Here is a 22,465-nt window from a genome sequence, read left to right on the forward strand (position 1 = left end):
GAGGCCAGGCTTGCCTGACTTTGGCGGCTGCCCACGGAGTCAAATACCCGTGTGCTTCCTGCGAAGTATTTAACTTGTAGAATGAACCCGCATGGGCCTGCGCTTTTTCCTTTTAACTGCGGATATACCTGCAAGGGCCAGCAGAATAACCACACTTCCTGCCGTAATGATACCGCCTGTTTTCAATCCCTGAGGCATATATTCCAAAGAAATATCATGGGTTCCTGCAGTCATATGCACACTTAAAAACGTATCAAATATCTTATAAGGCTCCACTGCTTTCCCGTCAACCTTAACGGTCCAGCCTTTATCATAGGGAATACTTAAAAACAGCAGCCCTGCCTTTTCGGCTTCAACAGTCCCCTGTATCTGGGTATCCGTCCACTTTGTGAGCTTCATGGAATTCTTGTTCAAAATATTGTATACCGATTCCAGTCCCTCTGGCAGGAAACGGTAGGCAGCAGCTACCAGGTCCTGATCATTGTCATCGTTTTTCAAGGTAATCTCTTCCCCGGCTTTTAAATATCCCAGTTCCAGCATATATCCCCGGCTTATATTGTCAAAGCTTTTGGTCCGCTCTCCTAACTGAGCATTTACCTTTTCCACCTTTTTATTGCTGACGTATACATAATAGTCTCCATCCGCCTCCGGTGTAAAGGTAAAGCTGGTTCCCGAGATTTCACTTGGAATTTCAGAAAGCACCGGGCTGGCTCCCAGCACCACGGAAAGATCATTCTGAACCTCAGCCGGGTTTGTACGGTCCAGCTGCCAATTGTTCTCAAGGTCATAGGGAACCATAAAGCCCAGAGATAAGGCATAGGTATTTTCCTTAAGATACATCTCATCCTTTGAGGAGACCGGCACCGATACACCGTCGTCCTCTGTTTCTTCGGAGTACAGGGCATATTTGACCGCAAAAAGGGCATCCACCAGAGGCGTGCTTCCTGTAATGCTGTAAGCGTTGGTGGAGCTTTCGCAGCCCAGCTTTTTAAAGAACGCCGTAAGGTCCGCATTGGCTGTGGACGAAAACAGGGAGACCGTAGGGAAATTCAGCCAGGCTCCGTCATTCTTGGTTTTTCGCGTGACCTTTTCGATCCGGTAAAAGGAGGTGTTGGGCATCAGACTTCCTGCCAGCTCTGAAGAGGCCTCATTATCCTTAACATAATTGGTACGGCTGGTGGTCGTCACGCTGGTGACCGTAGTATTCACGGCAGCTTCCAGAGAAACCACACCAAGGGCTAACAACACCAGCATATTCCGGCTGACTCCCTTCTGGTACAGGCCCACAAGTCCCGCATAAATGGCAAGGAACAAAATGGCCACATAAAATACGGAAAAATGATAAGCCTCATCCGTTATGAGCTTCTGGGCCAGGAGAACAAAAATCACGGAAGCAAAAAAGGCTGTTACAACATGCTTCCAAGGGATCTCATGTAAGTGAATATAGGCCTCATAGCACACCAGCAGCATGAGAAAAACATAAATGAAGGACTGTCTGCACGGCAGGCTGTTTGGATAATGAAATCCATGCCAGATAAAATTCAGAACATTGACAGAAAAGCTGGCAAAGAAAAACAGCAGCATGGAGCACATAACGATCTTTTCCCTCTGCCTGATCTGCCTGCAGCCCAGGTAGAGAAGGAAAAACATGAGAACAGCTACACCGCAGTAGATGTTAGGCCAATGATCCAGCCCGATTTCCGGCTCCACCGCAGGAAGATGTCTGGCAATCATGTCAAATATGGAGAAGTAGGAGCTTATGGTCTGGGGAAAATTAAAATCTCCCGAAGCAGTGGACTGCAGGGCATAAACTTCCGGAAGCAGAACTGCTGCCGAAAGGCCTCCTGCCAGCAAGGAATACAAGGCAAAGAGCCCTGCATTGATCAGGAGTTCCTTCCAGGATTTCCAGCCTTCTAATATAAGAAGAGCAACGAAATAAAATACCATAAAAATACATATCATAATAGATATGTAATAATTAGATAAAATTGATAATCCCAGTGTTATGCAATACAGGAAACACTTCTTTTCCTTTACCAGCTTCTCAAGCCCCAGCATGATGAGAGGGAAAAGAAGGATACAGTCCAGCCACATGATATTCCAGCTGTAAGCCGCCATATATCCGGACAGGGCATAAAAGATGCCAAAAAAGGCGATTCCAAAATCTCTGGTATGATTGTGCCTGCGTAAATACCAGGAAAAGGAAAGACCGCTTAACCCGATCTTAAATACGATCATATAGGTCATAAACTCTATGACATAATTCTTCGGACAAAGAATCACCAGCCAGTTTAAAGGGCTTGCCAGATAATAGGCATAAAGGGCCGCAAAATTCACACCCATACCCACATCCCAGCTGTACAGAAGGCTTCCTCCGTGGGTCAGCTTATAACGGAACTCAGAGAAAAACGGTGCATACTGATGATACATATCGGTCCGCAGAAAGCTTTCCTCGCCAAAGGGAAAAATCCCCCGCTGGGCAAATATGATGACCATGATCACTATTGGCACAAAAAATGCCGCCAAAAGGCCGTCAGAAGGCTTCACCAGGCTGAAGGCTTTTTCTTCGGTCTTTCCCCATGCCCGTTGTTTAAAGTCTTCTTCCTGCCGTATCTCTAATCCATCTTCATATTCGTCTTCTTCCGGTTCTTCACTAAATTCCATGAGATCCGGATCTGGCACAGATTCCATCAACGGCTCCAAATCCCTGTCATAATCCGTCCCGTCATCATACAGCTCCTCCATTCCGTCAACCGGAATATCAAGACGGATTCTGGGCGCGGAAGCCGGATCAAATTCCTGTTTTGTATTTTTTCCCTGGGGACCGTAAGCCTCTTTTTCCTCTTTGTTTCCTGTCTTTAAAGCCTTTTCCCCTGTTGTATTTTCTTTTTCACCTGATGTCATTTGCAGCATATCCTCTAGCTCTTTCGATATCTTTTCAATCTCGTCATCGTGTTCCATTCCATTTACCTCTCTTTACAGGGGTTTTTCCTCTCTCTTCCGGAATATGAAAACCTTACTGAACACATAATTTGCAATCACTACTACCACGGATACCAGTATTTTGCTTACGTATTCATCCATATTGAGCCAGGAAACCATTATCACCATTAGAACTATTTCCATGACGCCTGACGCTGCTCTGCATGCGGTAAACGATACGATCTCCTTTTTGACAACCCTCAGATGCAGGTCATAGCTTTGAAAAACAAAGATTTTATTTACAATAAAGGCAAACAGGACGGAAACCACCCACGCGGCCGCTGTTGCAGCCCGGTAGTCGATGCCTGTCCTTACCATGAACCAATAGACAACCCAGTTTACCAGCGTCGTCAGCACTCCAAATATCAGATAGGAAATGACTTCCCGGCTCATGACCTTGTCCCAGATCTTTCTGATCATAAATTTCCTCTTTCCTGTCCATGCCCTTTGGACATAAAGGTATACCCGGAGGGTGTTTCCTCTTTCTCCTGCAAAATTACATTTCCTCTATTGTATTATAGGGAGAGGAAATTGTAAAGGGATTCTAAGGCTCTGCTGCCAGAAACTCCCTGGCACCCTGGGAATAATAGACCTCCCCATCCTCTGTAATAAACACGCCGTACACCCTGTCTGTAGAATCCAAAAGCTCCATTCCCTTCTTAAGTCCAAGAGAAAAACAGGTGGTGGATAAAGCGTCTCCGTCCGCGGACTGCGTTGACAAAATGGTAACGGACACAAGCCCGTTTTCATATGGATAACCATCTCTGGGGTTTAAAATATGATGGTAGTTTACGCCATCCTTTTCAAAATGCCGCTCATACACCCCCGAGGAAACCACCGACATATCCTTGATATTCAAGGTCTCTATGGTCTCATTCCTGTCTGCATAAGGTTTTTGAAGGCCTATTTTAAACGGCTTGCCGTCAGGCTTCTGCCCCACACAGAGTACATTTCCCCCCAGGTTGATCACAGCACTTTTCACTCCCTGTTCCAGCAGATAATCCTTCATCCGGTCCGCAATATATCCCTTGGCAATGGCCCCAAAATCAAGAGAAGTGTCCGGGGATAAAAAGGTCACCGTATTTCCATCAAGCTTTAAATTCCGGTAATCCACCTTTTTCCTGGCCTCTTCAATCTTTTCCTCAGGCGGAACCGTTGGATTTTCGGACGTAAAGTTCCACAAGGAGGACAATGGCTCTACAGTAATATCAAAGGCCCCGTCCGAGACCTGGGAATAATAAAGGCTCTTGGAAATAAGAGCCGCCACATCCGGTGATACGGTCACGGCCGTTTCACCGGCCGGCCTGTGATTCAGCTTATAAACTTCACTGCTCTCAATGGTTTTGCTTAAAATATTTTCATAAGACCGGCACAAATCCAGACAACCCGAAAGGATTTCAGGATCCTCTTTATCATAAAGGGTCACCGTCACAAAAGTGTTCAGCAAAAAGCCGGATTGGCTCACCGGCTCCACCCGTCTTTCACAGCCTGCAAGCAAAAGCGCCGCCATACCTGTGATCAAAATTGCCGCCCTTCCTTTTTTCATTTCATATCCTCCAGCTTCTCTCCGGCTTCCCGGGCATGATCCAGAAATATCCGGCGGACTCCCTCCAGCTCACCCATGCCCTTTAACCGGCAGACCACATGGTAGCCATCAGACTCCAGCTGGCTTTTCCAGGTATCTTCATCCTCTCCTGCCATGTCATTGTTGGCATGATCGCCGGAAACGATCATAAGAGGCTGAAGCACCATCCGGCTGGAATCCGTTTGCTTCACTTCTTTCTCTATTGCTTCAAAATCCGGTTCCGCCTCCACAGTCCCCACATGATATCTGTCATATCCATTCTGCCTGAAAACCTCTGCCAGGCGGGAATAACACTCATTGGCCTCATGCTCCGTACCGTGCCCCATGAATATGATCTCCGTTCCTTCCGTGTCATATTCCTTTGTATCCTCTGTCAGCACACTGCATAACCTTTCATAGTCCTTTTCTTCAGAAAGCAGCGGCTTTCCCCGCACGATCCGGAAAAACCGATCCTCATACTGTTTTACAGCGGCCAGCATTGCATCGTTTTCTTCTCCTCCCATGACCAAAGTAGGCTGGACGATCACCTGCTGGAATCCTTCCATCGCCAGCTTTTCCAGGGCCTCCTCCACGCTGTCTATGTAAAGGTTGTCCCGCTTTTTTAATATTTCAATGATGATCCGGCTGGTAAATGCCCGGCGCACCTCATAATCTTTAAACTCTTCCATTATATCCCGCTCAATGGCCTCTATGGTCTTTTTTCTGCTTTCATGATAGCTTGTCCCAAAACTCACGACTAAAATCGCCTGTTTCATCCTGATATCCCTTGCTTTCTCTTCATTTTTCCCGATTACCATATCACAGATGAACTTTACTGTCAAATTCCTTTTCACGCACAACAGGCGCAAAACCAAAAGGTTCTGCGCCTGCCGCACACATTGCATTCATTAACTGGAGATTATTTAAAAATCTACCTCTTTATCATAGTAACAACAGGTCAGCAGTTTCTCCATCTCCGCGGGCGTAATGGTCCTTGGATTGGAGCCGGTGCATGCATCACCTACTGCCAGCTCAGCTACTGACACTAATTTTTCATTGAACTCTGCCTCGTCAATGATTCCGCCTTCATAATCCTTAATGCAGGTAGGAATATCCAGCTTTTTGTTCATGTAACGGATCTCTTCAATCAATGCATCGACCAGTTCTTCTTCATTCCCTCCCTTAAGACCCATGAAGCGGGCAATCTCTGCATAGCGCTTTGTGGCCTCAGGAACCTTGGAATTAAATTTGATTACCTTGGGTAAGTACATGGCGTTTGCACAGCCATGGACAATATGACCTCCGGAATAAGCGGCCCCTGTCTTATGAGCCATGGAGTGAACAATGCCTAAAAGAGCATTGGAAAATGCCATACCAGCCAGACACTGGGCATTATGCATACGGGCGCGGGCTTCCTTGTCCCCGTTGTAGGAATCGATCAAGTCATTATGTATCATCTTGATTGCATGAAGCGCCAGAGGATCGGTGTAATCACAATGAAGAGTGGATACGTATGCTTCCACCGCATGAGTCATGGCATCCATACCCGTATGGGCAGTCAGCTTCTGAGGCATGGTCTCGGCCAGATCCGGATCAACGATTGCAATATCCGGTGTGATGTTGAAATCTGCCAGCGGATATTTGATTCCTCTTTTATAATCAGTAATTACGCTGAATGCCGTTACTTCGGTAGCAGTACCGGAGGTAGACGGGATCGCGCAGAATCTTGCTTTTGTTCTTAAAGTCGGGAAATTAAAGGGAATGCATAAGTCCTCAAATGAAGTCTCCGGATACTCATAAAATGCCCACATTGCCTTTGCAGCGTCAATGGGAGAGCCTCCGCCGATGGCAACGATCCAATCCGGTTCAAACTCCCGCATCATTTCAGCGCCCTTCATCACCGTATCCACACTGGGATCCGGCTCTACGCCTTCAAACAGCTTTACTTCCATTCCGGCTTCCTTTAAGCATGCTTCCACCCTGTCAAGAAAACCAAAACGTTTCATGGAACCGCCGCCGACCACCACGACCGCCTTTTTGCCTTTTATATTCTTAAGCTCTTCTAAGGCGCCCTTTCCGTGATATAAGTCTCTCGGTAATGTAAATCTAGCCATCGTATATTCCTCCTTATGAATTTCCAGTTCAGTTGTATCTATGCAGTATTGTAGCTCAAACAGAAAGGAAATACAAAGGTAAAAAAATATATATCAGTATATAAATACTGATATATATTTAACACTCTTATTTCAAAAAATACGTTTCACTGCTTCCAGTTCTTTTAAAAATGCTTTATCCCAGGCTGTGAACGAATATCCCTTTCTGTAGATCAGGGTATCCCGAAATGTTCCGGCCCTTTTCCTGCACTGACGTTCCACCAGATGATACCTTGTAAGGATCTCCTCCGGCATTGGAGAAACCCACATATACGTGTGGGGATCCTCCAATAACAGATTAAACTGGCTTCCCCGCTCAAATACGTAAACACGTTTTGCAGACTCCGGAAGTCTTCCCTTCTTTTCCCAGCTCTCACGGCGGCCAATGGTTCCGTCACCATGGGTAATTTCTATATAGGGGATCAAATCCTCTGTGGTAATTTCCTTTTTTCCTGCCAGGGGATGATCTGCGGACATGAGAAGCCTTAAGGAGTATTGGAAAACCGGCTCCCACAAAAGGCCCTTTGCGGCAGCGGCCTGGGCATACTGTCCTTCCAAAGAGGACTGATACCGAATGATACCCAGATTGTATTCACCGGTCTCCACATCCTTTAAAGTATCGGTGGAATTTGTCTCCCGCAGCCATATATTCATCCCTTCCTCCCGGTCTAAATTTCGGACGAACCGGGAGAATGCAAGGCTTAAATAGCTTGCCCTGGGCATGGAAAGAGAGAATTCCACCCCTTTTACCTCATTCGGCTTGTATAAGTGCTCCATTCTCTCGATCTGAACCAGGACATCTCTGGCATGCTCCAGAAAAATCCTTCCTCTTGCCGTGGGAACCACGCCCTTGGAAGTCCGTTTAAAAATCGGCGCACCAAGGCTTTCTTCCAGAGTTTTGATAGCCTTGCTTAAATTGGGCTGGTCCATATAAAGGTTGGCAGCTGCCTGGGTAATGGAACCTGTCTTTTCCACTTCAAGGGCATATTGCAACAATACAGTATTCAATCATCTTCCTCCTTTGCCAACTGCCCGCCTTCCTTGTCCGCCTCATAAAGATATTTGGACAGGGCTGCCAGTGACACGGCCATGTTCTCATTCTGTACCAGTACATGACCCGGTACGGCCAGATGGGTGGGAGCGAAATTCCATATAGCCCTCACTCCGCCGGCCACCAGGCGGTTGCATACCTCCTGGGCATATTCCGCGGGAACCGTGATGATGCCGATATGAATATTCATCCTCTGACAGAGGTTTTCCAGCTTTTCTATGGGAAAAACCGGCTTTCCGCCTATCTTTGTATTCACTTTTCTTCCATCGGAATCAAAAGCCAGGACAATCTCCACACCGTACTGCTCAAATCCTTTGTACGACAGCAGGGCCTTCCCCAGGGAACCCACACCCACCAGGGCCGCCTGGTTGGTATTATGAAACCCTAAAAACTCCTCCATGTCCCTGATCAAGTCCTTTACCAGATAACCCATTTTAGGTTTTCCGGCTGTTTTGGCCACCATTGCCAGATCCTTGCGCACCTGGACTTCATTTAGCCGAAGATCCAATGCAATGGCCGGCGCCGATATGGTCTCTGTTCCTTCCCGGCATTTCCGTTCCAGATAATGATGATACATCGGAAGACGTTCCAGGGTCTTCCTGGATATTCCTCCGACCATGTTTTTCTTCTCTTCCATGAGCATGTACCCCTACCTCTTTTTTTAACTGCAGAATTCCCCATTCTTCTTTATAGTCAAGCGGATATTCGCAATCCGCTTCGCTACTTGATTCAGTTAAAATGCATTTGCATTTCATTCTCAGGACTCTTTTTCATCATGAAGATCCGTAAGAAACATGGCATCTCCAAAACTAAAGAAACGGTAACGCTCTTTGATCGCCTCTTTATATGCGAAGAGCACATGATCCCGTCCTGCAAGTGCAGATACCAGCATCACAAGCGTGGACTCAGGCAAGTGGAAATTGGTGATCAGGCAATCCAGGGTTTTAAAACGGTACCCTGGATAAATGAATATCTCCGTCCAGCCGCTTCCTGCCTTTAAGATCCCCTCTTCCGTGGAGGCAGATTCTACCGTACGGCAGCTGGTGGTTCCCACGCAGACGACGCGGCCCCCATTCCTCTTCGCATCATTGACCTTTTTTGCCTCTTCCTCCTCCACGATATAGAATTCAGAATGCATGTGATGAGCTTCGATCTCATCCACCTTCACCGGGCGGAAAGTCCCAAGCCCTACATGAAGAGTCACATGAGCGATGGATACTCCCAACTCCTCAATGTCCTTTAACAGTTCTTTTGTGAAATGCAGTCCGGCTGTAGGAGCGGCCGCCGATCCCTCATGCTTTGCATAAACCGTCTGATAACGGTTCTTGTCCTTAAGCTGATGAGTGATATAAGGCGGCAAAGGCATTTGCCCCAAACGGTCCAGTATCTCTTCAAAGATCCCTTCATAGGAAAACTGGATGAGCCGGTTCCCTTCTTCTACCACATCAATTACAGTTCCCTTTAACAGGCCCTCTCCAAAGGAGATCACCGTCCCCACTTTTGCCTTTTTCCCAGGCTTTACAAGGGTCTCCCAAATATCATCTTCTCTTCTCTTTAATAGAAGAATCTCTATTTTTGCCTCTGTTCCCTCTTTCACTCCAAACAGCCTGGCAGGAATGACCTTGGTATCATTAATGACCAGACAGTCTCCCTTCCGCAAATAGGAAAGGATGTCCCGAAAATGCTTATGTCTGATCTCTCCTGTATGTTTATCCAAAACCAGAAGCCTGGAAGCGGAACGGTCCTCAAGGGGGTCCTGGGCGATCAGCTCTTCGGGCAGATCAAAATAAAAGTCCCTAACGTTCATAAAGTAACTCTCCTTTGCCAAAAATGCTCCTCTGCAGGGTGCTACGCAGAGAAGCATCTGTTTTACGTATTGTTTGATGGGCTGGTGCTTAAATCCGTTGTCTCCTCCTCCGGCTCTTCCTTCTCGTCCATGAGAGTGTGGTAGACTGCCAAAAGATTTTCGTCAGATTTTAAGGCTTTCTCAAGACCGTCATTTACCTCTTTTGCTTGCCCTTGCACGGCCTCAGACTGGTTTGCCTTCTTCATAAATTCAGACTGTTCCGGGCTGATATCCGCCACCAGATAACAGCTTCCATCTGCTGCTGTTTTTGCATAGCATACAACCATGCTGGGCGCCAGGGTTTCCGCCTGACGGAATTTGATATCAAACCTGGCATAAACCACGTAATCACCGTCGTCCACGCCGGGCGCCGTATAGCACACCAGGTTTTCAAAGCTCTGGTAAAATTTCACTTCTTCTTCCATTCTGACGCTCTGTTCATTTAGGATCTCTTCAGAACTGGTATTGCCATATACCGTTGAAAGTGCCTCTAAATCGCAGGTCTTTCTGGCTTTGAAATAAGCTTCCATGAGATCATGAATTGCCGGTATGGTTTCTTCCTGCAGCGTGATCTCCTTCTCTTCAGGCTCCGCCGCCGTGCTTTCGGTCGCCTCAGCTGATACATGATCCGAATCATTTCCTGCCTGTTCAGGCTCATCCAAAATAACAACGGCAAAAATCAATATGATTACCGCCAAGGGAATGGCCAGAATTTTCAGAAGCCTTCTGGTCTCTTCCTTTGAACTCTTCTTCCATTTTTCGATTAAATCTTTCATATGGGCTTGACCTCCTGGAGAATCAATCTCCTTTCCATTCTAACAAAAAAACCGATAAAAATCAACAAATACTATTGCGCTTTAAAAGAATCTATAGTAGAATATAAAAGATGCATCTGTAGCTCAGTGGATAGAGCAGTGGCCTCCGGAGCCGCGTGCGTAGGTTCGATTCCTATCAGATGCACTCTTTTTTTGTCTGTTTTTGCATCTCTAAAAAGCCTTATTTTATAAGGATTTTCTCGTATTTATCAGCCCTTTGCTGAGCCTCCCATTCCAAAGCTTCACCAATTCTCATTCCATAAGCCGGTAATCATGATTGCACTGTTCTCATCCAAAATTCCGAATCGTTCCGGGAAGATGTGGTTTCCGCTTTTACAGTATATTTTGCCCTGTCCTCATTTTATTCCTTAATTATACGCTTAAGCTCTTGTTCACTTAATCATCAAGCTCCTGTTCTGCATCACAGCTATTAAGGCAGGCTGCTCAGATAATTCAACTTCAAGATCGTGATCACTCCATTTTACAGACTCTCAATCACCAGTATTTTGTTTTAATCAATAGCAGCTATAAGAACTAAATAAAGGCACTGGATTCTCCAATGCCCTGTTTACCACTTTAAAATTAGTATTTATTCCTTGATCAAATTTTGTTATTTCAAAATGTATCTATCCCCAAAGCCCTTTTTCTCAATAACGCCTTTAAGTCCTTTAGAACTCTTGATGGAATACCTATTACCCTTTGAAAAGAATCCGGATATATCTTCTAACTCAAAGTTTTCGCCGAAAAAATTCTTTGTTATCAGTTTTCCAGTAAATGTTTCCGTCAATTCTCCCAAATCTTCATCGATAAATCCATTTTCCCGGTAAAGATGTGTTTTTGCTCCTTTTGATTTAAAATAAAATTCCACTATACTCTTCCTCCCTGGTAAATCATATTATTTATTCTTGTAATTTCATTAAAAATCAAAAAAACTCCAGCATTATGTTTTGCTTCACTTTTCACCTTCGCTCTTTCAGGGGAACGAAGCATAAAAAATAAACCATAACCGATTCAACAATTGGAAACCTGGTTTTTTTTCTGCTCATGCTGACAAACTTTGTTCTGCCTCACAATTCAGCTTCCCATAAAAACAGCCATTATATTCCCAGGAAGTAAAATCCATGCGTATCCCTTGATCTTTTGATAAGTAACTATGGAGTTCCGTCTATTCAAATCTGCTCAAATACTTTATCAAATGGTAATGGCTTGTCCCATCATCAAATAATACTTTACAGAGATTATATTCATCTCCATACCTTTCCACAATGATTCCTGTCTTCATATAATCTTTACTCAGTTCATTGTATTTATAAATTATTCTGTCTCCAACACTCACAATACCCCTTCTTTCTTCAATATCTGCTTCACTGTTTTATTATCCAGGCAAAACACTGCTGCCACTCTCTTAATGTCATTGAATCGCTCATACTCCTTTCTAATATCCTCATCGGTAAATACACAATTCACTGGCTCATTCATATACTCTTCCATTATTTCTCCTAAAAACAGTTATTTTCTATACGGCCTTATTTCTATACCGGCCAACGGTCCACGTCAATAGTAAGTCCTGCCATATGCAATACCAGTATTACATATTTCATTAAAAGCAGCGAATGGTTTGATGGAACCGGTGGCAGCTGCAGCTATTGCTTTATTGGATTCTTAAACTCCTAACATGTGCTTACTATTGCCATCTCTTTCCATCAGCCCTGCTTATAACATCTGTTTTACAAATTTTAAAATATTAATCGTTTCCTCAGCTGCTTCCTGATTTGCTTGCCGCTGCCAAAAGACCATAAACATAAGCTCAATGCACTGCATCATGAAAGGCAATGCTTTTTTCTCATTTTCTTCTAACACATTAATACTTTCATATCCGCTAAGAAAATGGCTGACAAATGTAAGCCACTTATCCTTTATTTCCGCAAGGTCTTTCTGACCTGATAACTGCCCCAGCAGGAAATAAGCTATGTCAAACAAGCGGGCATCCTGTTTACCCAGGTCAAAATCCAGTACACCGGTCAACGTTGTGCCTTCAAACAGCAAATTGCCATAATGCAGATCCCGGTGAATCTGCTGCTTTGGCAGCAGGGGGTAAATTCTGCAAAGTTCTTCTATTGGCTTAGACCACTCTTCTTGTGTCAGCAAATTGCCGGCAGAAAGTCCATTGCTGATCCAGCCTCGCAGCTCCTCATCAAAAGGAGGCCTATCAATCTGTATATGGGTTATTGTCATAAGTGCACAGTGGATTTTTGCAATAATAATGCCGGTTTGGTAAGCAATGGCTGCATAGTCTTGCTGAAATACCTCTCTTACATGACTGCCTTCCAGCTTCTCCATCAACAGATAACAGCCCTCTTGTGTCGCCACATAATCCCTGCCATCCTTTGTCGGCAGAATATGTGGTACCGGAACCCCATCTGCACGTAATGCTGCGGAAAGCCTTATATTACTATGTACATTGTCATCTGCTTTCACCAGCTTTAAGATATACTTTCCCTCCACTTCCCAGGTTGTTGGTGTAGTGGCAACTGGCTCTCCTTTAATATCCCAATATGTTTTAATATCTAATGGCATAGTTATATTCCTTTTCAGTTTCCCAATAATTTCTTTCACACACTGCAAGGCAGACTTAACCTTACCGATCGCCGTATATTCAACTCTTTTACTCATTTTGCTATGCCTTCATTATACTATTTTACCAACGCAAAAGCCACCAGATTTTCATAATCCGATAGATCTAATCATTCCTTATCATATTGATTATTTATTCTCATATTCATTTATTTTTTATTGCACAAGCAAATCCGCTGATCCGCATTTTAGGCTTTTCTGTTCATATCGCTCATCATTCTGAATCCTTTCCAGCATTTTCCTGAACCATGTGTTAAGCTCTTTTTTCAAAATCAGATAATCCTTATCTCCCGTACTATTGTCAAAATTCCTTTTCTAAAATTTTTTCAAATTGTCTCGACCAAATCCGAAATTTTCCCGCATGTCGGCGTTGCTTAATACAAATTTTCTATTGTAAGTTCTCCACATTCTTAAATTCTGTATACAAAAAGAGCCGGCAACAGCCGACTCAATGAATTTTTTACTTGAATTTCAAATGTAATTTGTACAATGTAAGTGTATGATAATAACGAGGACAATTCCCTTAATTAAGCCATACGTTTTTTATTATGACTGTAAATAAAAACATCATTGCCAATTACCTGATTGCTGCATATTCTTTGGCTCAGCGTACGTTGCGGCATAAAGTATCATAATATTTAACTCTATATAAATCAAACTAAATGTATTTGTCTATTTAAGGAGATAAGATGAAGTACTGAGTCATGGATAACTTTCTGACGGAAACTTATCATTGCTATACAATTATAAAATACTCATTACAGCGCAGCAGTTTGATCATTCATGGTTCCTAAAATGTTAATGAAAAGTGTATTTAGATCTTTTCTATGTAATATTGAGCATTAATAATAAGCCACATTTGGGTATCAAATCTCATAACGGTCCAAAGAGATAAGCCCTGGAGGCCATATTCTTCTACCAGCCCAGCTCTTGCATCAAAACTTCTGGCATCTTTAAACCATACTACATGCATAACCTCATCACTATCCACATAATAGAAGTAGGGTGACTGTGCAGCTTCATTAAATTGTATTGGTATATCGTTTACTGCAGCAATCTGGACCGCACTGTTAAAGTTTATTGCAACAGCTTCTGTGGCGCCGGGAACATAGGGAAGTGTCCAATCATACCCCAGAGTGGTGACTCCCAGAAATATTTTTTCAGCAGGAATAATACTGACCGCATAATCTAACCATTCTCTTAAGATATTAACCGGAAAAATTGAGCTTGGATAACTGTATGATCTTGCCCAATCATAAGAAGAGAATATGATTCCATCTACAAATCCAGATAATTTTGAATAGTCTATCCTTTCAAAGCTAATGTTCGGGGTATCAATATTCGTAACCGGTGTTATGGTAATCACTATTCTGTAACCTTCTGAGCGAAATATCTCAGAGGCTTTTTTCAAATATTCTGCAAAGCCATCTATGTTGTCATTGGTCATGTTTTCGATATATACGTTGATACCATAAAAACCTTTCGTTTTCAGTATTTGAAGAGCATTATTAATCAGGCGATCCTGCAAGGAAGGGTCATTTAAAATATGATAGGTCACTTCACGGCTGACGATTCCCTCTTCGGAAATAGCGGAAACAAACATCATGGGTGCCACACCATAAGTTTTAGCCAGCTGAATAAGTTCCGTATCATCATCAAGGATGACAATTTCTCCTTCAGTTGTAGCCCTATAATTGAATATGGTCAGATATGTTAAAAAAGGAAGTGTTTTTTTTAAAACAGATTCATCTATATAAGAAAAGATATAACCGCTGGTTGCAATTGTTCTTGTTTTATTTGTTTGATAACTTATGACTATGGTTTCACCAATGTACAGTAATTCTCTATCGGAAAGATATGGATTATTTCTTAATAATTCCATTGGTGAAACACCGTGCTGCTCTGCAATACTCTCCAAAGTATCGCCAGTCTGGACGGTGTAGAGTGTTTCCGGCTGAACAATCACAATAGTTTGGCCAACAGCTAAATTGTCAGGGTTTATAATTCCGTTTTCCAATATTAATCTGTTAACAGGGATTTTATAATACTCCGCTATTGAAAATATTGTTTCACCGGGTTGAACAACATGTATGACCATAACTTCCCTCTAATGATCTTATTAATTAATTATATGCTAATCTTACCTGTTCATAACATTATGTTATAAATAATTCTTTGTATTATTATACTCTTACGCAACGGCTGGATTAGGCAGCCCTTGTTCTGCAAGCCTTTTTTAATATACCCACACATGGCCTGAAACGCTTTCGTACTTTAAACGCTTCTCTATCATTGTTTATCCCGGTTTGACACAAAAAATATGCGGTAAAGATAAACGAAATATCCCTGATTCTCTGCTTCTGAAAAACTTCCCAAAATAATATTGTTTTTTATTACCATCTCCATTATAATGAAAGAGCCTAAAATCCGGCAATTCTCATATTTCAACACTCAATCATCCATTCCACCACCAATTCTATTCTTGTTGTAATTCTGCATCAAGCAGTTTACATAAACAAATCTAAGGAGGTATACATATGGTATACGAAACATTTCTGGAAACTGTCAAACATTCTCTGAAAGAACGGCTTGGACCTGAATTCACCCTTGTGCTTCAGCCCATTACCAAGAACAACGGACTGATCCTCCATGGGCTCTGTATCGGGAAAGCGGAGGAACGGGCCGCCCCCACTATCTATTTAAATCATTTCTATGAATCCTACCAAAACGGCAGGCCTTTTCATGCCATCCTTGATGACATCATGTCCCTTTACCAAAGCAGTCCACTGCCGGGTGACCTTCCCATTGAAGAATTCCTATCGTCAGATCAGATCATGGAGAAAATCATCTTCCGCCTTATCAACGAACCGGCCAACCGGGAGCTTCTAAAGGAAGTACCTCATATCTCCTATCCGGAGCTGGATCTTTCCATCATATTCTACCTGTCATTTCAAAACGATGAAGACAGTCTCCTTACCGCTCTTATCTGCAACCGTCATCAAAAAGCGTGGAACCGTTCTGCAGAAGAAATATACTCAGCTGCCAAATCCAACACTCCCCGTCTGTTCCCTGCCCGAATCCGCTCTCTTCCCGAAGCCATAAAAGACATTGCAACAAGATCGTCTGAAAACGATATAAACGAAGAAGACCTGGAAGAATTTTTTGATACCGCTCCTTTGTCTCCTCCTATGTACGTGCTGTCCAATTCTTCCGGTATCAACGGAGCCGGATGCCTTCTTTATGAGGGCATATTAAAAGACTTCGCCTCATGCAGCGGCAGCGATTTGATCATACTGCCCTCCAGCATTCACGAAGTCCTCATCATTCCATACAACAAAGATATCTCCATCGATGAATTGGCGGAAACCGTTCTCTCCATTAATCAGGAAGAAGTCCCGGAAGAAGACCGCCTGTCCAATCACATCTATTTCTATTCCAAAAGCAGCGATAAGCTGACCATTGCCTTCACCTCTTCTGCCCCAATCGGAACAAAGAATCCATGATAAAAATAGCCATTGCTATGGCACCCGAAACCTGAAGCGTCTCCACCAGATAGTGGCTGGAAAGCTCCGGGTTATTGCTGATCACATAAAACACGCTCCGGTAAATGGACGTTCCCGGAACCGACGGCAGGATGCCCGCCACCAGAAACACCGTAACCGGCGCCTTAAAAATCCGTGCAAAAATGTGGCTGGATAAGGCCACCAGCATACTGGATAAAAAAGCCGCGGCTATGACAGATCCAGCTGCGGCTTCCACCAACAGATAGACAAGCCAGCCGGCCGCGCCGATTCCTCCCGCCAAAGCCACATGCTTCCTTGGAAGCTCCAGGATCAGAGAAAAACTGATCACAGCCAGGAAGGCCCCAATTGTCTGTACTATCAAGAAAGCCCACCTCCTGTCAGCCACTGAAATAATCCCATCCCCGCTCCCACGCCTGCGGCTACCGCAAGAGCGATCACTACGGCTTCCATGATCCTGGCTGTTCCTGAGGCATAATCCCCGTTTAAGGTATCCCGGATCGCCGTTGTAAATATAACACCGGGAAGGAGAGGCATGATTGCACCGATCATGATAATGTCACTTTTGATTCCGGGCATAAGCCACCGTTCCATAAAAAGGGTGGAAACGGCAATTATAAATGCGCAGACTCCATTGGCGCAGAAATCATTGAGTCTGGTCCTTACGGATACCTCCATCGCCGCTGCCAGGGCAATTCCGGTCACAGCAGCAGCCAGACAGTCTTTTGCTCTCCCGCCTAAAAGCAGGGTAAAAAATACTGCCACTCCCATGATTCCAATATCCTTTAATCTTCTGCCGTACTGAATTGCATTCCGTATTTCTTTCAGTCTTCCATAAGCCTCCTCCACCGTCATGCGGTCTTCACACAGGCTTCTGGAAACATCATTGACCAGATACACCCTGTTTAAGTTGGTGGATCTTCCCGTAACCCTTCTGGCTACGGTTATGGCCTCAATGGAGGGATCATTAAGGGATGCAAAGATCCCCGTGGAAAAAACAATGGCTTCCGCAGTTTCTCTGCCCGCTTTTCGTAAAATGTGGTCAATGGTATTCTCCACCCGGTAAATCTCCGCACCGCTCACCAGCATGATCTCTCCTGCCAGAACTGCAGTCTCCACAAGCAGCTTATCATTCATAGGCTTATTCCTCTATTATTATAACTTATCCGAACTTGCAAGGCAAGTGAGGATAAAAGGGCTGTTTTCAGCCCGTTCATCCGATTATGGAAAGTGCTTTTTACTTCCCATAATATGAAGTTTAAAAAATCAGACTACCAAGCTGAAATACAAGTACAGAAGCTGCCCAGGCCACTGCCAGCTGGAAAAGTACCATGCCAAGAGTCCATCTTATGGAACCGGTTTCCTTTTTAATCGTTGCCACAGCCGCAATACACGGAGAATACAGGAGACAGAAAATCATCAGGGCATAAGCATTCACACCGCCAAAACCAATGCCTCCAAGAATGCCGGACAGCTCTCCCATTCCTGCCGCAGAATTTATATTGTTGATTCCAAACAGGACTGAAAAGCTGGAAACCACCACTTCCTTTGCAGAAAGCCCGGAAATCAAAGCCACAGCGATCCTCCAGTCTCCAAGGCCCGCAGGGCGCAGCACGGGAATCAGAACCCTGCCGATGGCAGCTGCAAAGCTTTGTGAAACATCAGTGACAAATCCTGACGACCCGCTGTTTAAGACAAACCAAAGCACAATGGTGGCAAGGAAAATGGTGGTTCCCGCCTTTCCTAAATAATCCTTTACTTTGTCCCATACATAAATACCTACCGTCCTCCCGTTTGGCGTCTTATATTCGGGAAGCTCTATGAGAAGCGTATCCTCTTCCTCCGCCTTATGGCTCCAGTGGGTCACATAAGCGATGGCAATTGCTACCATCAATCCGATGAGATACAGGGAATATGCCACGATCAAGGCATGTTCCGGGAAAAACATCTGGGAAAACAGTACGTAAATGGGGAGTCTGGCAGAGCAGGACATAAAGGGGGTAATTAAAATAGTTCTTTTCCTGTCCTTTTCACTGGGAAGGGATCTGGCGGCCATAACAGCAGGAACTGTACAGCCAAACCCAAGAAGCATGGGAAGAAAGGCTTTCCCGGAAAGTCCCACGCGACCCATGATCTCATTCATGACATAAGCGACCCTGGCCATATATCCGCTGTCTTCCAGAAAAGCCAGCGCAAGGAACAGGATAAAGATATTAGGCAGAAACGTGAGAATTCCTCCTACTCCGGCCACGATTCCGTCCACCACAAGGGAAGTGATCCAGTCAGCTGCATGGATGCTTTCCATAAACTGCTGCATGCTGGTGGAAAATAAGCCCAGCGCAGTTTCAAAATACCCCTTTAAAAAGTCACCGACAGTAAAAGTCAGAAAGAATACCAGGGCCATAATGCCCAAGAAAAAAGGCACGCCCAAAAAGGGATGGGTCAGATATTCATCAATTTTATCCGTAAACGCGGCTTTCTCTTCCTTGTTCACCAGACATTCCTTGATGATTCCTTCTATATAGTCGTATTTCTGGTTTATGATCTCCTTCTCATAATTATGGTCAACAATATTGCTTAAATCCAAGGGATGGTCATTCCAGACCTCCTCATCATACTCCAGAAATTTGATGGCATGCCACCTTAGATTATCCATGTTCCCGTAATGGGCTTTTAGTACGGTTTCAATCTTGGAAATCCTATTTTCAATTTTAGGCGTATAATTCACCACCACGCCTTGAGGCCCTTCTTCATAATGGTGAACCACCGCATGAAGCAGCACATCAAGTCCGGTCCGTTTTCTTGCTGAAACAGGAACCACCGGGATAGATCCAAGCATCTCAGGAAGACGGTGTAAATCAATTTCCATTCCCCTGTCTTCAACAATGTCCATCATGTTAAGGGCCAGAATGACCGGCTTTTTTAGTTCCAGAAGCTGAAGGGTCAAATACAGATTCCGTTCCAGGGATGAGGCGTCCACCACGTTGATGATCACATCCACTTCCCCATTTTCCAGGCATTTCCTTGTTACCTTTTCTTCCAGAGTATAGCATGTCAGGCTATAAATCCCAGGCGTATCAACCATCCGGATAGGACGGCCCTTGTAGCTGGTCTCTCCTTCCACTCTCTCCACGGTAACGCCCGGCCAGTTAGCCACCTTAAGCTTTGCCCCTGTAAAAGCATTGAATAAGGTCGTTTTTCCGCAGTTGGGGTTTCCCACAAACCCGACATGAATCATCCTGTTTTCCTCACGCATGTTCCACAGCCTCCCTGATTTCGATTCCCTCCGATATCCTTCTTCCAAGGGCAAGGCGGGTACCTCTGACCTTAATGATCACAGTACCGCTCCCCTTCTTATTCATCAGGGTAACAGGCGTCAGCTCATTGACCCCCAGAGCCTCCAAACGCCTGGTGATGGCATCCTTTACCATCACACTGTAAACAATGTAGGTTTTTCCGATTTCTCCTTCATACAGCTTCATAATAATCTCCTCCGGACGCAGCCAATCCTACCGGCGGCGCTCCAAGGCTCTTGCCTTAAATGCGTCCATTGAGATTTTACTCTTATTGAGAATCACTGTCAATACCATCTCCCCCGCCAGGCAACATTTTTGTCGGGCGGTCAAGCCAGCCCTCAATCGTCCATATCCTGAAGCATTTTCTTAATCTGAACCATCCGGTCACGCAGCTTTGCTGCCTCCTCGAAATTCAGCTCCGCTGCAGCCTGGTGCATCTTCTTTGTAAGCTCCTTTGCAAGCTTTTCCAGTTCCTTTGCATCCATGGATTCCGGATCCTTCTTAAAGCCCTTCTCCTCTTCAATGGCTGCCTTTGAGATGGCAATAAGGTCACGGACCGATTTTTTGATGGTGGTTGGGGTGATCCCATGCTCTTCATTATAAAGCTGCTGAATGGCTCTCCTACGGTTGGTCTCCTCAATAGCCACACGCATGGAATCTGTCACCGTATCTGCATACATGATCACATGGCCATCGGAATTTCTTGCCGCCCTTCCTATGGTCTGGATCAAAGAAGTCTCTGATCGGAGAAACCCTTCTTTATCCGCATCCAGAATAGCCACCAGAGTGATCTCCGGAATATCAAGACCCTCCCTCAGCAGATTGATTCCCACCAGCACATCAAACACATCCAGACGCATGTCCCGGATGATTTCGGAACGCTCCAGAGTATCAATATCGGAATGGAGGTATTTTACCCGGATCCCCACTTCTCTCATGTAATCGGTCAGATCCTCTGCCATCCGTTTGGTCAGGGTAGTGATCAGAATCTTGTTTTTCTTGGCAACTTCCTTATTTACCTCAGAAACCAGGTCGTCGATCTGTCCTTCCACCGGCCTTACATCGATTTCAGGATCCAGAAGCCCGGTAGGCCGGATGATCTGCTCCACCCTTAACAGCTCATGATTCGCCTCATAGACAGAAGGAGTGGCAGAAACAAACATCATCTGATTGATCTTTGACTCAAATTCCTCAAAATTCAAAGGCCGGTTATCAAGGGCAGAGGGAAGACGGAAACCAAAATTCACAAGGGTGGTCTTTCTGGAGCGGTCCCCTGCAAACATGCCCCGTACCTGAGGAAGGGTGATATGGGACTCATCCACGATGATCAGAAAGTCATCGGGAAAATAATCAATCAGGGTATAGGGCGGCTCTCCGGGCTGTCCTCCGGTCAAATGCCTGGAATAATTCTCGATTCCGGAACAAAAGCCGGTTTCTTTCATCATCTCCACATCAAAGTTCGTCCGCTCGGAAATCCGCTGAGCCTCTAACAGCTTGTCCTCGCTTTTAAAATACGCCACCTGCTCCTTTAATTCCTCCAGGATGGTCTGTGCAGCCAGCTCCATCTTCTCCCTGGACACCACATAATGGGAAGCAGGGAATATGGCCACATGTCCCAATTCCGCCCGAATCTCCCCTGTCAGGGTATCGATCTCCGTGATGCGCTCCACTTCGTCTCCGAAAAACTCGATCCGGTAAGCCTCGCTTCCGGAATAGGCAGGAAATATCTCCACCACATCTCCTCTTACCCGGAAGGTCCCACGCCTGAAATCCATGTCATTCCGGTCATATTGGATGTCAATCAGCTTATGGACCACCTCATCCCTGTCCTTTATCATGCCTGGTCTTAATGAAATAACCATTTCCTGATAATCAATGGGACTTCCCAGGCCGTATATACAGGAAACCGATGCCACGATGATAACATCCTTCCGCTCCGAGAGAGCAGCCGTAGCCGAGTGCCGCAGCTTGTCGATCTCATCATTAATGGCTGAATCCTTTTCTATATAGGTATCAGTGGAAGGCACATATGCCTCCGGCTGGTAATAATCATAATAGGAAACAAAATACTCCACCGCATTTTCCGGGAAAAACTCCTTGAACTCACTGTAAAGCTGGGCTGCAAGCGTCTTATTATGAGCGATGATAAGAGTGGGCCTCTGCAGCTTCTGGATCACATTTGCCATGGTAAAGGTCTTTCCAGAGCCTGTGACCCCAAGCAGAGTCTGAAACTGGTTTCCCTCCTGGAATCCCTTTACAAGCTGTTCAATGGCCTGGGGCTGGTCACCGGTAGGGGCATATTCTGAATGCAATACAAAGTCCATGATCATTTACCTCCAAATCATTTCCCGCAGGCAGCCGCCAAATGAACATGCAACCATATCCGCCCGGTATATAGCTTTTTGCAGGAATTACAATATACGTCACTGCCAATTATAGCATACGGCAATAAAAAAGTATAGCAAAACAGGGAACATCTGTTCTTTTGGTATTGAAATTCTCTTGCTTTTAGTATATCATACATCTTATATTATCGAAAGTAAGGAACACTTTCGATAATCGGATGGACGGGGCAAAGAACGCCCCTTTTATCCGAACTTGCG

The 22,465-nt window shown here is 44.8% G+C and carries 19 protein-coding genes and 1 tRNA gene; 2 read left to right on the forward strand and 18 right to left on the reverse strand.

From position 1 onward, the window contains the following. Window positions 1–69 precede the first annotated feature (69 nt). From K401_RS0103545 to K401_RS0103585, 9 genes are all read right to left on the reverse strand, one after another. Window positions 70–2,961, reverse strand: coding sequence for a YfhO family protein (locus tag K401_RS0103545; RefSeq protein WP_024291682.1), 2,892 nt, complete (start codon window positions 2,959–2,961; stop codon window positions 70–72). Between the two features lie 15 nt (window positions 2,962–2,976). Next, on the reverse strand, window positions 2,977–3,402 hold the full coding sequence (locus K401_RS0103550; protein ID WP_024291683.1) for a GtrA family protein: 426 nt from the start codon (window positions 3,400–3,402) through the stop codon (window positions 2,977–2,979). Window positions 3,403–3,526: 124 nt separating this feature from the next. Further along, the gene (locus K401_RS0103555) at window positions 3,527–4,492 is read right to left on the reverse strand and encodes an FAD:protein FMN transferase (protein WP_024291684.1); all 966 of its coding nucleotides are present in this window, start codon (window positions 4,490–4,492) and stop codon (window positions 3,527–3,529) included. 32 nt (window positions 4,493–4,524) lie between these two features. After that, window positions 4,525–5,388, reverse strand: coding sequence for a sirohydrochlorin cobaltochelatase (locus K401_RS0103560; RefSeq protein WP_242837892.1), 864 nt, complete (start codon window positions 5,386–5,388; stop codon window positions 4,525–4,527). A gap of 81 nt (window positions 5,389–5,469) precedes the next feature. Continuing rightward, window positions 5,470–6,660 (reverse strand): iron-containing alcohol dehydrogenase, encoded by a 1,191-nt coding sequence (locus tag K401_RS0103565; RefSeq protein WP_024291686.1) that lies wholly within the window; start codon window positions 6,658–6,660, stop codon window positions 5,470–5,472. Window positions 6,661–6,792: 132 nt separating this feature from the next. Further along, complete coding sequence (locus tag K401_RS0103570) at window positions 6,793–7,707, reverse strand: LysR family transcriptional regulator (RefSeq protein ID WP_024291687.1); 915 nt, start codon at window positions 7,705–7,707, stop codon at window positions 6,793–6,795. Then, window positions 7,704–8,387 carry a redox-sensing transcriptional repressor Rex gene (locus K401_RS0103575; RefSeq protein WP_024291688.1) on the reverse strand — a complete coding sequence of 228 codons (684 nt, stop codon included), beginning with the start codon at window positions 8,385–8,387 and terminating at the stop codon, window positions 7,704–7,706. The genes K401_RS0103570 and K401_RS0103575 overlap by 4 nt, the downstream gene beginning before the upstream one ends. A 120-nt stretch (window positions 8,388–8,507) precedes the next feature. Further along, on the reverse strand, window positions 8,508–9,557 hold the full coding sequence (gene queA, locus K401_RS0103580) for a tRNA preQ1(34) S-adenosylmethionine ribosyltransferase-isomerase QueA (RefSeq protein ID WP_024291689.1): 1,050 nt from the start codon (window positions 9,555–9,557) through the stop codon (window positions 8,508–8,510). Window positions 9,558–9,619: 62 nt separating this feature from the next. Further along, entirely contained in the window at window positions 9,620–10,372 is a 753-nt protein-coding gene (locus tag K401_RS0103585; protein ID WP_024291690.1) for a hypothetical protein, read from the reverse strand. A 112-nt stretch (window positions 10,373–10,484) separates the two neighbouring features. Here K401_RS0103585 and K401_RS0103590 point away from each other — a divergent pair. Further along, a tRNA-Arg gene (locus K401_RS0103590) sits at window positions 10,485–10,556 on the forward strand. A gap of 465 nt (window positions 10,557–11,021) precedes the next feature. On the opposite strand, the gene K401_RS0103595 is transcribed toward K401_RS0103590, so the two are convergent. The 4 genes from K401_RS0103595 to K401_RS0103615 all read right to left on the reverse strand — a co-directional run bounded on the left by K401_RS0103595 (window position 11,022) and on the right by K401_RS0103615 (window position 15,143). After that, complete coding sequence (locus K401_RS0103595; RefSeq protein WP_024291691.1) at window positions 11,022–11,279, reverse strand: hypothetical protein; 258 nt, start codon at window positions 11,277–11,279, stop codon at window positions 11,022–11,024. Between the two features lie 464 nt (window positions 11,280–11,743). Beyond that, complete coding sequence (locus K401_RS32720; RefSeq protein ID WP_156882397.1) at window positions 11,744–11,902, reverse strand: hypothetical protein; 159 nt, start codon at window positions 11,900–11,902, stop codon at window positions 11,744–11,746. A 222-nt stretch (window positions 11,903–12,124) separates the two neighbouring features. Further along, window positions 12,125–13,084 carry a phosphotransferase enzyme family protein gene (locus K401_RS0103610; RefSeq protein ID WP_024291692.1) on the reverse strand — a complete coding sequence of 320 codons (960 nt, stop codon included), beginning with the start codon at window positions 13,082–13,084 and terminating at the stop codon, window positions 12,125–12,127. Window positions 13,085–13,859: 775 nt separating this feature from the next. Next, the gene (locus tag K401_RS0103615; protein ID WP_024291693.1) at window positions 13,860–15,143 is read right to left on the reverse strand and encodes a LysM peptidoglycan-binding domain-containing protein; all 1,284 of its coding nucleotides are present in this window, start codon (window positions 15,141–15,143) and stop codon (window positions 13,860–13,862) included. Window positions 15,144–15,582: 439 nt separating this feature from the next. On the opposite strand from K401_RS0103615, the gene K401_RS0103625 reads away from it, so the two are divergent. Further along, window positions 15,583–16,548 carry a DUF5688 family protein gene (locus tag K401_RS0103625; protein ID WP_024291694.1) on the forward strand — a complete coding sequence of 322 codons (966 nt, stop codon included), beginning with the start codon at window positions 15,583–15,585 and terminating at the stop codon, window positions 16,546–16,548. Here K401_RS0103625 and K401_RS0103630 read toward each other — a convergent pair. The 5 genes from K401_RS0103630 to uvrB all read right to left on the reverse strand — a co-directional run bounded on the left by K401_RS0103630 (window position 16,511) and on the right by uvrB (window position 22,186). Beyond that, the gene (locus K401_RS0103630; RefSeq protein ID WP_024291695.1) at window positions 16,511–16,930 is read right to left on the reverse strand and encodes a threonine/serine exporter family protein; all 420 of its coding nucleotides are present in this window, start codon (window positions 16,928–16,930) and stop codon (window positions 16,511–16,513) included. The two genes, K401_RS0103625 and K401_RS0103630, sit on opposite strands and share 38 nt — an antisense overlap. Then, window positions 16,927–17,703 (reverse strand): threonine/serine exporter family protein, encoded by a 777-nt coding sequence (locus tag K401_RS0103635; protein WP_024291696.1) that lies wholly within the window; start codon window positions 17,701–17,703, stop codon window positions 16,927–16,929. The genes K401_RS0103630 and K401_RS0103635 overlap by 4 nt, the downstream gene beginning before the upstream one ends. 121 nt (window positions 17,704–17,824) lie before the next feature. After that, on the reverse strand, window positions 17,825–19,822 hold the full coding sequence (gene feoB / locus K401_RS0103640; RefSeq protein ID WP_024291697.1) for a ferrous iron transport protein B: 1,998 nt from the start codon (window positions 19,820–19,822) through the stop codon (window positions 17,825–17,827). Then, the gene (locus K401_RS0103645; RefSeq protein ID WP_242842346.1) at window positions 19,815–20,054 is read right to left on the reverse strand and encodes a FeoA family protein; all 240 of its coding nucleotides are present in this window, start codon (window positions 20,052–20,054) and stop codon (window positions 19,815–19,817) included. Before K401_RS0103645 ends, feoB begins: the two co-directional genes overlap by 8 nt. Window positions 20,055–20,200: 146 nt before the next feature. Continuing rightward, a complete protein-coding gene (gene uvrB, locus K401_RS0103650; protein WP_024291699.1) occupies window positions 20,201–22,186 on the reverse strand; it encodes an excinuclease ABC subunit UvrB in 1,986 nt (661 codons plus the stop codon). Window positions 22,187–22,465: the final 279 nt, after the last annotated feature.

Source organism: Lacrimispora indolis DSM 755 (genome assembly GCF_000526995.1).
Taxonomy (GTDB): domain Bacteria; phylum Bacillota; class Clostridia; order Lachnospirales; family Lachnospiraceae; genus Lacrimispora; species Lacrimispora indolis.

Excerpts from the sequence above, each read along its gene's own strand:
- K401_RS0103565 (WP_024291686.1), bottom strand. The coding sequence starts at position 6,660 with ATGGCTAGATTTACATTACCGAGAGACTTATATCACGGAAAGGGCGCC.
- K401_RS0103575 (WP_024291688.1), bottom strand. The coding sequence starts at position 8,387 with ATGGAAGAGAAGAAAAACATGGTCGGAGGAATATCCAGGAAGACCCTG.
- K401_RS0103555 (WP_024291684.1), bottom strand. The coding sequence starts at position 4,492 with ATGGCGGCGCTTTTGCTTGCAGGCTGTGAAAGACGGGTGGAGCCGGTG.
- uvrB (WP_024291699.1), bottom strand. The coding sequence starts at position 22,186 with ATGGACTTTGTATTGCATTCAGAATATGCCCCTACCGGTGACCAGCCC.
- K401_RS32720 (WP_156882397.1), bottom strand. The coding sequence starts at position 11,902 with ATGGAAGAGTATATGAATGAGCCAGTGAATTGTGTATTTACCGATGAG.
- K401_RS0103635 (WP_024291696.1), bottom strand. The coding sequence starts at position 17,703 with ATGAATGATAAGCTGCTTGTGGAGACTGCAGTTCTGGCAGGAGAGATC.
- K401_RS0103545 (WP_024291682.1), bottom strand. The coding sequence starts at position 2,961 with ATGGAACACGATGACGAGATTGAAAAGATATCGAAAGAGCTAGAGGAT.
- K401_RS0103610 (WP_024291692.1), bottom strand. The coding sequence starts at position 13,084 with ATGAGTAAAAGAGTTGAATATACGGCGATCGGTAAGGTTAAGTCTGCC.
- K401_RS0103625 (WP_024291694.1), top strand. The coding sequence starts at position 15,583 with ATGGTATACGAAACATTTCTGGAAACTGTCAAACATTCTCTGAAAGAA.
- feoB (WP_024291697.1), bottom strand. The coding sequence starts at position 19,822 with ATGCGTGAGGAAAACAGGATGATTCATGTCGGGTTTGTGGGAAACCCC.
- queA (WP_024291689.1), bottom strand. The coding sequence starts at position 9,557 with ATGAACGTTAGGGACTTTTATTTTGATCTGCCCGAAGAGCTGATCGCC.
- K401_RS0103550 (WP_024291683.1), bottom strand. The coding sequence starts at position 3,402 with ATGATCAGAAAGATCTGGGACAAGGTCATGAGCCGGGAAGTCATTTCC.
- K401_RS0103585 (WP_024291690.1), bottom strand. The coding sequence starts at position 10,372 with ATGAAAGATTTAATCGAAAAATGGAAGAAGAGTTCAAAGGAAGAGACC.
- K401_RS0103615 (WP_024291693.1), bottom strand. The coding sequence starts at position 15,143 with ATGGTCATACATGTTGTTCAACCCGGTGAAACAATATTTTCAATAGCG.